We start from the raw sequence: 14,541 nt of genomic DNA, 5'->3' as shown, positions 1-14,541 counted from the left end.
AACGCCGGGCTTTTTATTTTCTGTCGCTCGTTACGTCAGGTCAGCCATCAGCACCTTTGAACGACGCTGGTAGTTATACATTTGCTTTTTGCTTTCCGGCAGCAGCTCAATATCCACCGGCGTAAAGCCGCGCTCCTGGAACCAGTGAATGCTGCGCGTAGTCAACACAAACAGCTTTTTCAGCCCCAGCTGACGCGCCTGTAACGCGATGCGCTGTAACAACATCTCGCCGCGCGCCGAGCTGCGGTAGTCCGGGTGCACCGCCACGCACGCCATCTCGCCGATCTGCTCATCGGGGAAGGGATAGAGCGCCGCGCAGGCGATAGTCAGGTTGTCGCGCTCGATAATCGTGAACTTATCAATCTCCATCTCCAGCTGCTCGCGTGAGCGGCGCACCAGTATGCCCTGCTGCTCCAGCGGGCGGATAAGCTCCAGGATGCCGCCGATATCGTTAATGGTGGCGCGGCGGATCTGCTCTGCCGACTCCATCACGATCTGCGTGCCGATGCCGTCGCGCGAGAAGAGCTCCTGCAACAGCGCGCCATCTTCCTGATAGCTGATCAGGTGGCTGCGACGCACGCCGCTGCGGCACGCTTTTACCGCGCCGCGCAGAAAACGCACCGTGCCCGACAGGTAATCGCCGCGCTGTTCCAGCGTTTCAATGCGCGCCTGCGCATCGTTGGGGAACAGCTCGGAGATAATATTGCCGTCGTCGTCGGTTGCGCCCTGTTCGGAGCAGAAACCGATCATCTTCTCCGCCTTCAGCTTGATCGCCAGCTGGGTCGCCACCTCTTCCGAAGTGAGGTTAAAGCTTTCGCCGGTGACCGAGACCGCTACCGGGCCGATCAGCACGATGGCGTTATTGTCGAGCTGGCGGTGAATCGCTTCATCATCAATACGGCGAATGCGTCCGCTGTGGCAGTAGTCGACGCCGTCATCGACGCCCAGCGGCTGCGAAATAATAAAGTTGCCGCTGACCACATTAATATGCGCGCCCTGTAGCGGCGTATTGCTCAGGCTCATCGACAGGCGCGCGGTAATATCGAGCTGCAGGCGGCCCGCGGCCTGCTTCACCAGTTCCAGCGACTGCGCGTCGGTAACGCGCGTATGCTTATGGTACATCGGCTCCAGCTGATGCTCCGCCAGGCTGGCGTCGATCTGCGGCCGCGCGCCGTACACTACCACCAGCCGGATGCCGAGACTGTGCAGCAGCCCGATGTCGTTGACGATGCCGGAGAAGTTCTCATGCTCAATGGCTTCGCCGCCCAGCATGATGACAAAGGTTTTACCTCGGTGGGCATTGATATAGGGAACGGAATGACGAAAACCCTGAACCAGTGCGGTGCTACGTTCCTTCACGGCAAACCCTCTTTGCATGACTATTCGATTTTTTTGTATTTTTATTCTTTGCGGCGAAGAGTGCAAGTGGCTTTTACAGGCGGCTATCACCTTTTACAAACGGCTAATAAGGTTAACAGGCTGCATTTTATGGCTTTTTCCGGGTGACAGTGTAAAAGCGATTAGGTTAAAGTTTTCGCTTCATTTTTTATTGGCACTTTTTAGACATATACCCTAAATAATTCGAGTTGCAGGAAGGCGGCAAGGAAGCGAATCCCCAGGAGCTTACTAACGTAAGTGACTGGGGTGAACGAGCGCAGCCAACGCACATGCAACGTGAAGTATGACGGGTATAACACAGTATCTGGAGCGGCATGTCCGAATCTAATCCCGTTATCAGCCGCCGTCGGCTGCTGCAGGGCGCCGGTGCGATGTGGTTGCTGAGCGTCAGTGGGGTAGGGCTGGCGGCCAGCAGCCATATTGTCGCGGTGCGCATCTGGCCTTCTTCCAGCTATTCCCGCCTGACTATCGAATCAAGCGTGGCGCTTAAATATAAACAGTTCGCCCTCAGCCATCCTGAGCGGGTGGTGATCGATATCGAGAATCTGCACCTGAACCGCGTGCTGAAAGGCGTGGGGCAGCTGGTGCAAAAAAACGACCCTTACATCAAAAGCGCGCGCGTCGGCCAGTTCGATCGTAATACCGTGCGTATTGTGCTGGAGCTGAAGCAGAACGTAGCGCCGCGCCTGTTTACCCTGGCGCCGGTCGCCGGTTTTAAGCACCGTCTGGTGGTCGATCTCTATTCGGCGCACGACACGCAGGACGATCCGCTGCTGGCGCTGCTGAAAGATTACAACCAGGGCGATCTGGAGCGCACCCAGCCGACGGAGGCGCCGCTGCCGGGCAAGGCGGGACGCGATCGGCCGATTGTGATCATGATCGATCCGGGGCATGGCGGGGAAGATCCCGGCGCGCACGGGCTGCATAAGACGCGCGAGAAAGATATCGTGCTGAAGATTGGTCGACGTCTGAAGGCGCTGATCGATAAAGAGCCCAACATGCGCGCTTATATGACGCGTAACGAGGATGTGTTTATTCCGCTGAAAGTGCGCGTGGCGAAGGCGCGCAAGCAGCGGGCCGATCTGTTTATTTCCATTCACGCCGACGCCTTTACCAGCCGCGCGGCGCGTGGCTCATCGGTGTTCGCCCTCTCGACCAAAGGCGCCACCTCGGCGGCGGCGCGCTTTCTCGCCCAGACGCAGAACGAATCGGATTTGATCGGCGGCGTCAGCAAGAGCGGCGATCGCTATCTCGACCATACCATGTTCGATATGGTGCAGAGCCGGACCATCAATGACAGCCTGAAGTTTGGCAAGGAAGTGCTGACCCGAATAGGAAAGATCAACCATCTGCATAAGCGCAGCGTGGATCAGGCGGGCTTTGCGGTGCTGAAGGCGCCCGATATTCCGTCGATTCTGGTTGAAACCGCTTTTATCAGCAATCCGACAGAGGAGCGTAAGCTGCGTACGGCGCGCTATCAGCAGCAGGTGGCCGAGGCGATTCTGAACGGCATCAAGGCCTATTTTTCAAAAGGGGCGGCGCTGGCGCCTCATAAGTAAGGCTGGCCGGGGAAGGGCGGTGACGTCTGACTCCGGCGCGTTTTACCAAACGCCAGATACAAAAAAACACCCTTGAGGGTGCTTTAATGTTGGTTGCGGGGGCCGGATTTGAACCGACGACCTTCGGGTTATGAGCCCGACGAGCTACCAGGCTGCTCCACCCCGCGTCCGGGTGTTGTCGCTTCCGTCACGACAAAGCTTCTTACTTAATTGGTTGCGGGAGCCGGATTTGAACCGACGACCTTCGGGTTATGAGCCCGACGAGCTACCAGGCTGCTCCATCCCGCGTCCGTGGAAGCGCACTATACTCTTACCGATTTATGATGCAACCCTTTTTTGAAAATTAGTGAGCTTTATTCCGGCTGTTGTTGAATATCGCTGCGTATTGCTGATTCCTTAAACAAAACGGCCGACTCTTTTTCTGGCAACGCATTTCATTCTCATTACCCCTTTGCTATCTTCCCCTGCAGGCAGCTGAGGTGAGAGTGTAATGAAAGGACGTTGGACAAAGTATTGGGTGACCGGCGCGCTGTTGGCGCTGCTGGCGGGATGTTCCTCTAAACCGACCGATCGCGGTCAACAATATAAAGACGGCAAGATCGATCAGCCTCTGACGCTGGTCAACCAGCCGAACGCCAAAGGGCGTCCGGTTAACGGCAAAGATTTCGGCGATCAGGTCAGCGAGATTCGCTTCGCCTCTTCTTCTTTATATGGCAGGCAAAGCAACACCTATAGCGCGATTGAGAACTGGCTGCTTGCCGGCGGCGATACGCGCCAGCTGCGCACCTTTGGTCTGGACGCGTATCAGATGGAAGGGGTGGACAACTACGGCAACGTGCAGTTTACCGGCTACTATACGCCGGTGATCCAGGCGCGCTATACGCGTCAGGGCGAGTTCCAGTATCCGCTCTACCGCATGCCGCCGCGCAGTAAAGGCCGCAAGCTGCCGAGCCGCGCGCAGATCTACAGCGGCGCACTGGACGACCGCTATGTCATCGGCTACAGCAACTCGCTGATGGATAACTTCATTATGGACGTGCAGGGCAGCGGCTATGTCGACTTCGGCGATGGCCGTCCGCTGATGTTTTTCGGCTATGGCGGTAAAAACGGCTGGGCTTACCACAGCGTCGGCAAAGAACTGATCGATCGCGGCGAAGTGAAGCGCGAAGATATGTCGATGCAGGCGATCCGCGAGTGGGCCGACAAGCACAGCCCGGCAGAAGTGCGCGAGCTGCTGGAGACCAACAACTCCTTCGTCTTCTTTAAGCCGGAAAATTTCACGCCGGTGCGCGGCGCCAGCGCGGTGCCGCTGATCGCCAAAGCGTCAGTAGCGGCGGACCGTTCGCTGATCCCGCCGGGCACCGTGCTGCTGGCGGAGGTGCCCTTGCTGAACCAGAAAGGCAAGTTCAGCGGCAAATATGAAATGCGCCTGATGGTGGCGCTGGACGTGGGCGGCGCGATTAAAGGCCAGCATTTCGATATCTATCAGGGCATCGGCCCGGAAGCGGGCCATATGGCAGGCTTCTTTAATCACTATGGCCGCGTCTGGGTGCTGCGCGCCGCGCCCGGCACCGGCGGCACGCTGTTCAGCAATGCGCAAAACGACCATAATGGTTCAATGCTGGTCAGCGCCAGCCGGTAAACTTCTCCGTCGCGGGCCGTTCTGGCCCGCTGTCGACACTCAACAAAGGTTATTGCATGAGAGTTCTCTCTGACGCCTGGCGGCAACGCTTTGGCGGTACGGCGCGTCTCTACGGTCAGGACGCATTACAGCTTTTTGCCGACGCGCATATCTGCGTGATCGGCATCGGCGGCGTCGGTTCCTGGGCGGCGGAAGCGCTGGCGCGCACCGGCATCGGCACGATAACGCTGATCGATATGGATGATGTCTGCATCACCAACACCAACCGGCAGATTCATGCGTTGCAGGGCAACGTCGGCAAGGCGAAAACCGAGGTGATGGCGGAACGCATTCTGGCGATCAACCCGGAATGCACGGTGAACTGCGTGGACGATTTTATTACGCCTGACAATACCGCCGAACTGATGGGCGCGGGCTACAGCTACGTTATCGATGCGATCGACAGCGTACGTCCGAAAGCGGCGCTGCTCGCCTGGTGCCGCCGCAATAAGATCCCGGTGGTGACTACCGGCGGCGCCGGCGGGCAGATCGATCCCAGCCAGATTCAGGTCGCCGACCTGGCGAAAACCATTCAGGATCCGCTGGCGGCGAAGCTGCGCGAGCGCCTGAAGCACGATTTCAACGTGGTGAAGAACAGTAAGGGCAAGCTGGGCATCGACTGCGTATTTTCTACCGAAGCGCTGGTCTATCCGCAGCCGGACGGCAGCGTCTGCGCCTCGCGCAGCACTGCGGAAGGCCCAAAACGGATGGACTGCGCCTCCGGTTTCGGCGCCGCCACCATGGTGACGGCCACCTTCGGTTTTATGGCGGTGTCGCACGTCCTTAAGAAGATGATGGCGAAGGCGGCGCGTCAGGGGTAGCCGCCGCGGTCCGCACCGCGCGGGCCAGCGCGTCCAGTCCGCTGCTGCGCGAGGCGCTAAGCTGTTCGCGCAGCCCCAACTCATCGAACAGCGCCAGCGGATCCTGCATCAACAGCTGCTGCGGCGGCTGCCGCTCTACGGCGGTCAACAGCACCGCCAGCAGCCCGCGCACGATGCGGCCTTCGCTGTCGCCGTAAAAATGCAGCGTGCCGTCAGCGAGCCGCTGATGGCCCAGCCAGACGCGGTTTTCACAGCCGCTCAGTTCAATCTCCGCGCTTTTTAACGCCTCCGGCAGCGGCGGTAGCTGTTTGCCCAGCAGGATCAGCTGGCGATAGCGTTCCTCCCAGCCATGGCAGGCGGCGAATTTCTCTTTCAGCGACGATACGGTAATCAGTTCGGCAAAGGGATGCGGGGCGATAAGCGTCATAGTGGTTACTCGGCCAGTAAAGTGATGGCGTTATGGATGGCGCGCACCAGCGCATCGACATCCTGTAACGTATTATAAGGCGCAAACGAGGCGCGCAGCGTGCCGCTGACGCCCAGCGCCGCCATTAGCGGCTGGGCGCAATGCTGACCGGCGCGCACCGCGACGCCGCTCTCTGCCAATATCGTCACGACGTCGCTGTGATGCACGCCGGCGATATCAAACGACAGCAGGCTTGACTCACCGCAGCGGAAGCTGCGAAAGCCGGGCACGCTTTGCAGCCGATCTTCCGCCAGCGACGCCAGGCTGCCGCTCCAGCGCTCGGCGGCCGTAATATCAACGCCCTCCAGCCACTCCAGCGCCGCGCTCAGGCCGATAACGCCCGCGACGTTCGGCGTGCCCGCCTCAAAGCGCCACGGAACCGGCTGCGGCGTAAAGCCGCTGAAATCGACCTGGGTCAACATTTTGCCGCCGCCCTGCCAGGGGGCATCGCCTCCAGCAGCGCCGTCTTGCCGTACAGCGCGCCGATGCCCATTGGACCGTAGAGCTTATGGCCGGAGAAGGCGTAGAAATCAATATCCAGCGCCTGCACATCGGGTGGACAATGCACCACGCCCTGCGCGCCGTCGATCATCACTTTTGCGCCGACGGCGTGGGCGAGAGCGATCGCCTGCGCCAGATCGGGACAGCCGCCGGTAACGTTGGACATCTGCCCCAGCGCCAGCAGGCGCGTTTTTTCATTCAGCAGCACGGGCAACTGCGCCATATCCGGCAGCCGATCCGCGCCCAGCGGCCATTTCACCACGCGCGCGCCGGTCTGCTCCGCGACAATCAGCCACGGCACCAGGTTGGCGTGGTGTTCCGCCTCGCTCACCAGAATTTCATCGCCCGGCTGTAGCAGCGGACGCAGCGCGCTTTGCGCCACCAGGTTAATCGCTTCGGTCGTGCCGCGCGTCCAGATAATATTATGCGCATGCGGCGCGTTGAGCAGGCGAGCGACCTGCGAACGCGCCTGTTCGTAGCGCTCGGTCAGCTTACGCGCGGCAAGATACTGGCTGCGGTGGACGGTGCCGGCGCTCAGACTGTAGTAGTGCTGCGTCGCTTCGATCACCGCCTGCGGCTTAAGCGCGGTAGCGGCGCTGTCCAGGTAGACGCCCGCATCGGCCAGCGCCGGGAACTGCTGGCGAAACTGGGCGGGATTAAATAGGGTCATGCTGTTCTCGTTGCAATAATTGTGTGGCAATCCTGGCCTGGAGCAGGCTGAAAAGTCGCTAACCTTCTGGCGAAGCAGCAAAAACACGTTATGCTCAAAAGGCAAGGTGTAAACTGTTCACCGCCTGTCACGTCATGTCGGATACGGCTTTCACGGTATTCGCGCAGGCTGATTCAGACGGATGGTTTATCGCATTTAATCTGCAAGGAGATAAAAAATGAAAAAACTCGCCGCAGTACTGGCCGCCTGCGCCATGACGTTTACTTTAGCAGCCTGCTCCAGCAACTACGTGATGCACACCAATGACGGCCGCACCATTGTTGCCGATGGTAAGCCTATGGTAGACGAAGATACCGGTATGATCAGCTACAAAGATGCCTATGGCCATGAACAGCAGATCAACCGCTCTGACGTTAAAGAGATGGTGGAGATGGGGCAGTAATCGCAGGCAAAAAAAAGCACCGCAGTTTGCGGTGCTGTTAAAATCACTATGGACAGACAGGGTAAATCTACAGGAATAAACGGTAGCTGAGCTACCCGATCTGAAAAGCGTCAGATCAATTTGCAAACACAACATCACGACCACAAGCCAAAAGCCTTCTGAAATCAGCAGTTTCCCACCAATTCTGAAAACTTTTCGTTCCGGCTCAGGAAGTGCGGCAACTATAGGTATTTGCTGGAGCTTCCTCAACGGACAATTTATAATGGCTCGGATAAAAAAATCTAATACGTAACGCGCCGTTTACCGCTTGCGTCAAAGTGTTTCAGCCAAGACTTGGGAATCATGTCAAAACGTCTTCCACCCTTAAATGCGTTGCGCGTTTTTGATGCGGCAGCGCGCCATCTCAGCTTTACAAAAGCGGCTGAAGAGCTGTTTGTTACGCAGGCAGCCGTAAGCCACCAGATAAAATCTCTGGAAGATTTTCTGGGCCTTAAGCTGTTTCGGCGGCGTAATCGTTCGTTATTGTTGACCGAAGAAGGTCAAAGCTACTATCTGGATATTAAGGAGATTTTCTCCGCGCTCAACGACGCCACGCGCAAACTGCAGGCGCGCAGCGCCAAGGGCGCCTTGACCGTCAGTCTGCTGCCGAGCTTCGCCATTCAGTGGCTGGTGCCGCGTCTCTCCAGCTTTAACTCAGCTTATCCGGGCATTGATGTGCGTATCCAGGCGGTTGACCGCGAAGAGGAGAAGCTGGCCGACGATGTGGATGTGGCGATTTTCTACGGCCGCGGCAACTGGCCGGGGCTGCGAGTGGAAAAACTCTACGCCGAATATCTGCTGCCCGTCTGTTCGCCGCAGCTGCTGACTGGGGATAAGCCATTGAAAACGCCCGCCGATCTGGCGCATGTGACGCTTTTGCATGACGCGTCGCGCCGCGACTGGCAATCCTATACCCGTCAGCTAGGCTTGCAGCACATCAATGTGCAGCAGGGTCCGATTTTCAGCCACAGCGCCATGGTTTTGCAGGCGGCGATCCATGGGCAGGGCGTGGCGTTGGCTAACAACGTGATGGCGCAAAGCGAGATCGAGGCGGGCCGCCTGGTCTGTCCTTTTAATGACGTGTTAGTCAGTAAGAACGCTTTTTATCTGGTTTGTCATGACAGTCAGGCAGAACTGGGTAAAATAGCCGCCTTTCGACAGTGGATTCTGGCGAAAGCGGCAAGCGAGCAAGAGAAATTCCGCTTCCGCTACGCTAATTAACCTATTTATCCGCGACGGAGTGACCCGGCGCGTTATGTTAACGAGGATCGTTCGATGTCCAGTCGTGCAATGTTGATTTTTTCCGCCATCAGCGGCTTTTTCTTTGTCGCTTTCGGCGCATTTGGTGCGCACGTACTTAGTCAGTCTCTCGGCCCGACGGAGATGGCCTGGATTCATACCGGGCTCGATTATCAGGCCTGGCATACGCTGGCGATTATCGGCCTGGCCGCCGCAATGCTGCGTCGCGCCAATATCTGGTTTTACTGGAGCAGCGCGTTTCTGGCTTTGGGCGTGGTGCTGTTTAGCGGCAGCCTTTACTGTCTGGCGCTCTCCCATTTGAAAATGTGGGTTTTCGTAACGCCAGTGGGCGGCACCTGTTTCCTGATTGGTTGGGTTTTAATGTTAATTGGCGCGCTGCGTCTGAAGAGAAAGGCAGATCGCCATGAATAAAGTGTTGTTGTACTGCCGCTCCGGCTTTGAAAAAGAGTGCGCGGCGGAAATTACCGATAAAGCGGCGCAGCGCGGCGTGTATGGCTTCGCGCGGGTGAAAGAGAACGCCGGCTACGTGCTGTTTGAATGCTACGAAGCGACGGACGCCGACAAGCTGGCGCGCGAGCTGCCGTTCAGCGAGCTGATTTTTGCTCGTCAGATGGTGGTGGCAGGCGAGCTGCTGCGCGACCTGCCGCCTGAAGATCGCATCTCGCCGATTGCCGGCATGCTGAACGGCGTGGTGGAGAAGGGCGGCGAGCTGCGGGTGGAGGTGCCGGATACCAACGAAGCGAAAGAGCTGCTGAAATTCTGCCGTAAGTTTACCGTTCCATTGCGCGCGGCGCTGCGCCAGCAAAACAGCCTGCTGAATTATGAAAGCGCGAAGCGGCCGGTGATTCACGTTTTCTTTATCGCTTCCGGCCACTGCTACGTGGGCTATTCTTATCCTGATAATAACTCGCCGTTTTTTATGGGCATTCCGCGCCTTAAATTCCCGGCCGACGCGCCCAGCCGCTCTACGCTAAAGCTGGAAGAGGCGTTTCACGTCTTTATTCCCGCCGACGAGTGGGATGAACGTCTGGCGAGCGGTATGTATGCGGTCGATCTGGGTGCCTGTCCCGGCGGCTGGACGTATCAGCTGGTGAAACGCAGCATGATGGTGCATGCGGTAGATAACGGCCCGATGGCGCCGAGCCTGATGGATACCGGACAGGTGATGCACCACCGTGAGGATGGCTTTAAATATCGCCCGACGCGCAGCAATATCAGCTGGCTGGTTTGCGATATGGTGGAAAAACCGGTGCGCGTCGCCAATCTGATGGCGGAATGGCTGATTAACGGCTGGTGTCGCGAAGCGATTTTCAACCTCAAGCTGCCGATGAAAAAGCGCTACGAAGAGGTTTCGCAGAACCTGACGATGATTCAGGAAAAGCTGCGTGAAAATGGCATTAACGCCCAGATTCAGGCGCGCCAGCTCTATCACGATCGCGAAGAAGTGACAGTGCATATTCGTCGCATCTGGGGTGCGGCGCCGGGCCGCCGCGACGAGCGTTAAGGAACAGTTTACGCTGGCGTGGCGGATAGCGGAGATGTAAAGCTGGCTGCCGAAGCCGAAGCCGAAGCCGAAGCCGAAGCCGAAGCCGAAGCCGAAGCCGAAGCCGAAGCCGAAGCCGAAGCCGAAGTGTTACGCTGTCTTGCCATAGCCATAGCCATAGCCATAGCCATAGCCATAGCCATAGCCATAGCCATAGCCATAGCCATAGCCATAGCCATAGCCATAGCCTGCGTTAGCCATGCCGCCAGGCACAGGGCGCGGCGCGGGATTTAGATAACGCCGCTTCAGAAATGAGGCGGCGCTTTAATTTTACGCCCGCGTCTCTGGATTTTAGTTTTACCTGAACTTGCAGCCTGGATTGAGCGGCACAATCCTGTCGGTAGAAAAGTGACTAAGATCTGTTTCTCATCCCGTTAAGGATACAGAATAGGTTAACGCCCGTTGAAGCCGGGCACAGATAAAATCTGAATCACAGAATTTATTCTTCGCTCCGGCAATTAACAAACTTAATTATGACCTCGATTATATTTATTCACATCCGCCGTTGACACCTTTTTATAATTGTCGTTCTATTATCCCCGGCGCCATTATTCTGGCGCCGCGTTGTCTTATATGGAATGACGTTTAAAAGGAACTCTTAATGAAAAAAGCAATTAAAGTCGCTCTGTTGGCTGCCGTTGTCGCAACCCTGTCTGGCTGTACCGGCAGCGTTTATAATAAAGAAAAGAATTGCGACTACGACTATCTGCTTCATCCCGCCATCTCAGTTTCTAAAATCATCGGCGGCTGCGGCCCTGTTGACCGCTAACCGCTAATAGCAAAACGGTTTTATACAGCAAGACCGTTTTATATGGCGTAATGCTGGCCTAAAGGCCAGCATTTTTATTAATTAATTTCTTCGCTAATTAAATTTTTTGCAGCAATATATTGCGCTTATTAAGGCGTTAAATATATTAGCGCGCAGGCAAACGCAGATCTTTTAAGTTGCCGTTAAGCTGAAGATCGGTGCGTAGCGTAGCGACGCGTTGGCTGATAAAAGCCAACTCCCGTTGTTCAGCCAGTTTCTTACGCCATTTATCCGGCACCGCATCAAGCTGCTGAAAGAGCGTTTCCAGCGAGCCGAACTGTTGCAGCAGCTGGCTGGCGCTTTTTGGCCCGATGCCGGCGACGCCCGGAATTTTGCTGCTGCTGATGCCCGCCAGGCCCCAATAATCGGGCAGCTGCGCCGGCGCCACGCCAAATTCGGCATCAATAAAAGGCTGATCCAGCCAGCGCTTCTGAAAGTAATCGCGGATGCGAATTGTCGGTGCCAGCAGCTGACAATAGCCTTTATCCGTCGAGACGATGGTTGCCTGATGCCCGCTCTGCGCCACCTTAACCGCCAGCGTGGCGGCCAAATCATCTGCCTCATCGCCTTCGGCAGTCCAGCAGGCGACCCCGGCCTGACGAAACGCCGCCTGGATCTGCGGCATCTCCAGCTGCAAATCTTCCGGCATCGGCGGACGGCCCGCCTTATAGTCCGGCAGCAGCTGGTGCCGCCAGCCTTCACGACGCAGCTCATCATCAAAAACCGCCACGGCGTGAGTCGGATGGGTATGGCCTAATAGTTGTTGCAGCGCGGCGGCGCAGCGCTCCTGGCAGGGACTGCCCTGCACGGCATGAATGCGGCGAATAAGGTTAAGCGCGTCAACAATAAGTAAATGAATTGTCATCATAGAATTCGGGCGGCTACATGCCGCCCGTCTGGTCGTTTATTTAATGATTTCGTAGCACGGGATATAGGCGGTGCCCGGCAGCTTCATGCGGTGCTGCGCGACAAAGCCCTGCAGCAGATCGTCCATACGGCGCATGATGGCCGGATCGCCGTGCAGTTTGTAAGGGCCTTTCTGACGAATTTCGCGGATCCCCATCTCTTTCACGTTGCCCGCCACGATGCCGGAGAAGGCGCGACGCAGCGCGGCGGCCAGTTTCTCCGGCGGCTGGTCAGGATAGAGATTGAGGTTGGCCATATTGTCGTGAGTCGGCAGGAAAGGCACCTGTAGATCCGGCTCAATGCGCAGCGACCAGTTAAAGCTGTAGGCGTCGCCGCTTTCACGACGGTTCTCTTTCACCTGCGGCATCGCTTTTTTCATCTGGCGCGCCACTTCGGCCGCATCGTCAATAATAATGGTGTAGTGGCGGCGGGCCTGCTCGCCGACGGTATTGACGATAAACTCATCCAGCACGCGGAAATAATCGGCGCTCTCTTTCGGGCCGGTCAGGATCAGCGGCAGCACCTGATCGTTGTTTTCCGGATTCATCAGGATGCCCAGCAGATAGAGCAACTCTTCCGCCGTGCCCACGCCACCAGGGAAAATGATGATGCCGTGCGCGATGCGAACAAAGGCTTCCAGACGTTTTTCAATGTCCGGCATGATAATCAGTTCATTCACCAGCGGGTTAGGCGGCTCTGCGGCAATAATCGACGGTTCGGTCAGGCCGATAAAACGGCTTTCGCGGTAGCGCTGCTGCGCATGTCCCACCGCGGCGCCTTTTATCGGCGCTTCCATCACGCCGGGCCCGCAGCCGGTGCAGATATTCAGTTCGCGCAGGCCGAGCTGGGTGCCGACGTTGCGGCAGTATTGATATTCAGTCGCGTTAATCGAATGGCCGCCCCAGCAAACCACCATATTGGGATATTCGCCGACGTGCAGCGCCCGCGCGTTGCGCAGAATCGAGAAAACCAGGTTGGTGATATGCGCGGAATTTTTAACATCTACCTGCTGATGAAAGCGGCCGCCGGCGGCCAGCTGGCCGTTTACAAACAGGATATCGCGCAGCACGGCAAACAGGTTGGCCTGCAGCGAGCGGATAATACGTCCGTCAACAAAGGCTTCTTCCGGCGGATTGATCAGCTCCAGCTTCACGCCGCGTTCGCGACGCAGCACGTTGATGTCAAAGTTTTCGAAGCGGGAGAGCAGCTCATGGCTGCTGTCGGTCTGACTGCCGGAATTGAGCACGGCGAGAGAACAGTTGCGAAACAGCTGGTAGAGGTCACTGCTGGCCGTGCGCTTCAGCATGTCGACTTCCAGTTGCGAGAGCAGATCCATCGAGCCGAGTGGGCTGATATGTGTAATCAAGTGAACTCCTTTACACCCGCCAGGGTGACAAATGACACCGCGCCGCGACGTCAGCCGCGCGGTGACGAGAAAATCCCTGAGCGGTGGGGCCATGCCACCGCTGCTTCTCAGAGTAGCCTTCTCCTGCGTGGTTTCTCAACCGATTCCTGTAACAGAACGTTGTCCTGCGAGCCGCGCCGCAGTTTACTGACGCACCAGGCGTGAACGACCCGGCTGGAAATCGGTGTTGCTGCGCCACGGATTGATGTCCAGGCCGCCGCGTCGCGTGTAGCGGGCATAGACCGACAGCGTTTCCGGGCGGCAGAAGCGCAGCAGATCGTTGAAGATACGCTCTACGCACTGCTCATGAAACTCGTTGTGATGACGAAAAGAGACCAAATAGCGCAGCAGCGCCTCGCGATTGATGCGCGGCCCGCGATAGCGGATCTGCACCGAGCCCCAATCCGGCTGATGGGTGATCAGGCAATTGGATTTCAGCAGATGGCTGGTCAGCGTCTCTTCCACGATGTCGTCGCCAGCGGCGTCGGCCAGATAATCGACATTGAACTGATAGTTGTCGATGCTGATATCCTGCTCGTCAATGCAGATGCCTTCGAAGTGGCCGATCGGCTGCGCTTCGATCTCCTGCAGACGGAACAGGGCCACGCTGACGTCGCCCTGCGCGCAGGCGCTTAAATCGCGCTCCAGCGTCTGACGCACCTCGCCCCAGTCGGCGAAACGCGTTTGGTTAAAGCTGTTAAGATAGAGCTTGAAACTCTTCGATTCGATCAGATTAATGCTGTCCGCCTGTAATACCACCTCGCCGACGGCGACCTGCGGCACGCCTTTAGCATTCAGCCAGGAGAGTTCATACAATGTCCAGATATCTGCGCCGTGAAAAGGCAGGTTGTCGGGATAAAGCCCAAGCGGTTCGCGATTGAGCGAACGGGGCACCGCCTGCAGCAATGCGGGATCGTAGCGATCCTGGTAGGCGGTGGGCTTGCCCAGCGTCAGGCCGGCAAGCGCCTGATGATGTTCATAAGAAGACATAACATAACCTCAGACCCGCCCGGAAAGGCGAGCAACGTCTTTTCTGTGATAA

14 protein-coding genes, 2 tRNA genes and 1 pseudogene are annotated in these 14,541 nt (G+C 57.3%); 9 read left to right on the top strand and 8 right to left on the bottom strand.

The window, feature by feature from the left end:
- Positions 1 to 30 precede the first annotated feature (30 nt).
- Positions 31 to 1,377, bottom strand: a complete 1,347-nt coding sequence (gene argA / locus C2E16_RS16875; protein ID WP_169712906.1) for an amino-acid N-acetyltransferase — start codon at positions 1,375 to 1,377, stop codon at positions 31 to 33.
- A gap of 335 nt (positions 1,378 to 1,712) precedes the next feature.
- Between argA and amiC the strand changes: the two genes are divergently transcribed.
- Positions 1,713 to 2,957 carry an N-acetylmuramoyl-L-alanine amidase AmiC gene (gene amiC / locus C2E16_RS16870; protein WP_038624412.1) on the top strand — a complete coding sequence of 415 codons (1,245 nt, stop codon included), beginning with the start codon at positions 1,713 to 1,715 and terminating at the stop codon, positions 2,955 to 2,957.
- A gap of 90 nt (positions 2,958 to 3,047) precedes the next feature.
- Here the strand turns inward: amiC and C2E16_RS16865 are convergent.
- Positions 3,048 to 3,124 (bottom strand) — tRNA-Met (locus C2E16_RS16865).
- Positions 3,125 to 3,168: 44 nt separating this feature from the next.
- A tRNA-Met gene (locus tag C2E16_RS16860) sits at positions 3,169 to 3,245 on the bottom strand.
- Positions 3,246 to 3,447: 202 nt separating this feature from the next.
- Here C2E16_RS16860 and mltA point away from each other — a divergent pair.
- Together mltA and tcdA are read left to right on the top strand one after the other, a co-directional pair.
- Positions 3,448 to 4,599, top strand: a complete 1,152-nt coding sequence (mltA, locus tag C2E16_RS16855) for a murein transglycosylase A (RefSeq protein ID WP_038624413.1) — start codon at positions 3,448 to 3,450, stop codon at positions 4,597 to 4,599.
- A gap of 56 nt (positions 4,600 to 4,655) precedes the next feature.
- Entirely contained in the window at positions 4,656 to 5,459 is an 804-nt protein-coding gene (tcdA, locus tag C2E16_RS16850) for a tRNA cyclic N6-threonylcarbamoyladenosine(37) synthase TcdA (protein WP_038624414.1), read from the top strand.
- On the opposite strand, the gene csdE is transcribed toward tcdA, so the two are convergent.
- On the bottom strand, positions 5,422 to 5,886 hold the full coding sequence (gene csdE / locus C2E16_RS16845) for a cysteine desulfurase sulfur acceptor subunit CsdE (protein WP_038624415.1): 465 nt from the start codon (positions 5,884 to 5,886) through the stop codon (positions 5,422 to 5,424). The genes tcdA and csdE overlap by 38 nt on opposite strands.
- A 5-nt stretch (positions 5,887 to 5,891) precedes the next feature.
- Positions 5,892 to 7,096, bottom strand: a pseudogene (csdA, locus tag C2E16_RS16840) (cysteine desulfurase CsdA).
- A 217-nt stretch (positions 7,097 to 7,313) separates the two neighbouring features.
- On the opposite strand from csdA, the gene C2E16_RS16835 reads away from it, so the two are divergent.
- The 6 genes from C2E16_RS16835 (at position 7,314) to C2E16_RS16810 (ending at position 11,149) form a co-directional block, all read left to right on the top strand.
- Entirely contained in the window at positions 7,314 to 7,538 is a 225-nt protein-coding gene (locus tag C2E16_RS16835) for a YgdI/YgdR family lipoprotein (protein ID WP_038624417.1), read from the top strand.
- A 342-nt stretch (positions 7,539 to 7,880) separates the two neighbouring features.
- Positions 7,881 to 8,798 (top strand): glycine cleavage system transcriptional regulator GcvA, encoded by a 918-nt coding sequence (gene gcvA / locus C2E16_RS16830; protein WP_038624419.1) that lies wholly within the window; start codon positions 7,881 to 7,883, stop codon positions 8,796 to 8,798.
- Positions 8,799 to 8,852: 54 nt separating this feature from the next.
- On the top strand, positions 8,853 to 9,248 hold the full coding sequence (locus C2E16_RS16825) for a DUF423 domain-containing protein (RefSeq protein WP_038624421.1): 396 nt from the start codon (positions 8,853 to 8,855) through the stop codon (positions 9,246 to 9,248).
- Positions 9,241 to 10,341 carry a 23S rRNA (cytidine(2498)-2'-O)-methyltransferase RlmM gene (rlmM, locus tag C2E16_RS16820; RefSeq protein WP_038624423.1) on the top strand — a complete coding sequence of 367 codons (1,101 nt, stop codon included), beginning with the start codon at positions 9,241 to 9,243 and terminating at the stop codon, positions 10,339 to 10,341. The genes C2E16_RS16825 and rlmM overlap by 8 nt, the downstream gene beginning before the upstream one ends.
- Before the next feature lie 18 nt (positions 10,342 to 10,359).
- Positions 10,360 to 10,614 (top strand): hypothetical protein, encoded by a 255-nt coding sequence (locus tag C2E16_RS20955; protein WP_084970612.1) that lies wholly within the window; start codon positions 10,360 to 10,362, stop codon positions 10,612 to 10,614.
- Between the two features lie 367 nt (positions 10,615 to 10,981).
- Positions 10,982 to 11,149 (top strand): YhfL family protein, encoded by a 168-nt coding sequence (locus C2E16_RS16810; RefSeq protein WP_038624427.1) that lies wholly within the window; start codon positions 10,982 to 10,984, stop codon positions 11,147 to 11,149.
- A 145-nt stretch (positions 11,150 to 11,294) separates the two neighbouring features.
- Here the strand turns inward: C2E16_RS16810 and xni are convergent, their stop codons facing one another.
- From xni to queF, 3 genes are all read right to left on the bottom strand, one after another.
- Positions 11,295 to 12,053: a flap endonuclease Xni gene (gene xni / locus C2E16_RS16805; protein WP_038624429.1), complete on the bottom strand. Its 759-nt coding sequence runs from the start codon at positions 12,051 to 12,053 to the stop codon at positions 11,295 to 11,297.
- Positions 12,054 to 12,092: 39 nt separating this feature from the next.
- On the bottom strand, positions 12,093 to 13,460 hold the full coding sequence (gene ppnN / locus C2E16_RS16800) for a nucleotide 5'-monophosphate nucleosidase PpnN (RefSeq protein WP_084970611.1): 1,368 nt from the start codon (positions 13,458 to 13,460) through the stop codon (positions 12,093 to 12,095).
- Between the two features lie 183 nt (positions 13,461 to 13,643).
- Entirely contained in the window at positions 13,644 to 14,489 is an 846-nt protein-coding gene (gene queF / locus C2E16_RS16795) for an NADPH-dependent 7-cyano-7-deazaguanine reductase QueF (protein ID WP_038624433.1), read from the bottom strand.
- Between the last annotated feature and the right edge of the window lie 52 nt (positions 14,490 to 14,541).

Source organism: Mixta calida (genome assembly GCF_002953215.1).
Classification (GTDB): domain Bacteria; phylum Pseudomonadota; class Gammaproteobacteria; order Enterobacterales; family Enterobacteriaceae; genus Mixta; species Mixta calida.
This window is presented reverse-complemented; position numbering and strand designations above follow the sequence as displayed.

Coding starts and splice junctions, on each gene's coding strand:
- C2E16_RS16835 (WP_038624417.1), top strand. CDS start 7,314: ATGAAAAAACTCGCCGCAGTACTGGCCGCCTGCGCCATGACGTTTACT.
- csdE (WP_038624415.1), bottom strand. CDS start 5,886: ATGACGCTTATCGCCCCGCATCCCTTTGCCGAACTGATTACCGTATCG.
- xni (WP_038624429.1), bottom strand. CDS start 12,053: ATGACAATTCATTTACTTATTGTTGACGCGCTTAACCTTATTCGCCGC.
- argA (WP_169712906.1), bottom strand. CDS start 1,377: ATGCAAAGAGGGTTTGCCGTGAAGGAACGTAGCACCGCACTGGTTCAG.
- gcvA (WP_038624419.1), top strand. CDS start 7,881: ATGTCAAAACGTCTTCCACCCTTAAATGCGTTGCGCGTTTTTGATGCG.
- amiC (WP_038624412.1), top strand. CDS start 1,713: ATGTCCGAATCTAATCCCGTTATCAGCCGCCGTCGGCTGCTGCAGGGC.
- mltA (WP_038624413.1), top strand. CDS start 3,448: ATGAAAGGACGTTGGACAAAGTATTGGGTGACCGGCGCGCTGTTGGCG.
- C2E16_RS16810 (WP_038624427.1), top strand. CDS start 10,982: ATGAAAAAAGCAATTAAAGTCGCTCTGTTGGCTGCCGTTGTCGCAACC.
- tcdA (WP_038624414.1), top strand. CDS start 4,656: ATGAGAGTTCTCTCTGACGCCTGGCGGCAACGCTTTGGCGGTACGGCG.
- queF (WP_038624433.1), bottom strand. CDS start 14,489: ATGTCTTCTTATGAACATCATCAGGCGCTTGCCGGCCTGACGCTGGGC.
- rlmM (WP_038624423.1), top strand. CDS start 9,241: ATGAATAAAGTGTTGTTGTACTGCCGCTCCGGCTTTGAAAAAGAGTGC.
- C2E16_RS16825 (WP_038624421.1), top strand. CDS start 8,853: ATGTCCAGTCGTGCAATGTTGATTTTTTCCGCCATCAGCGGCTTTTTC.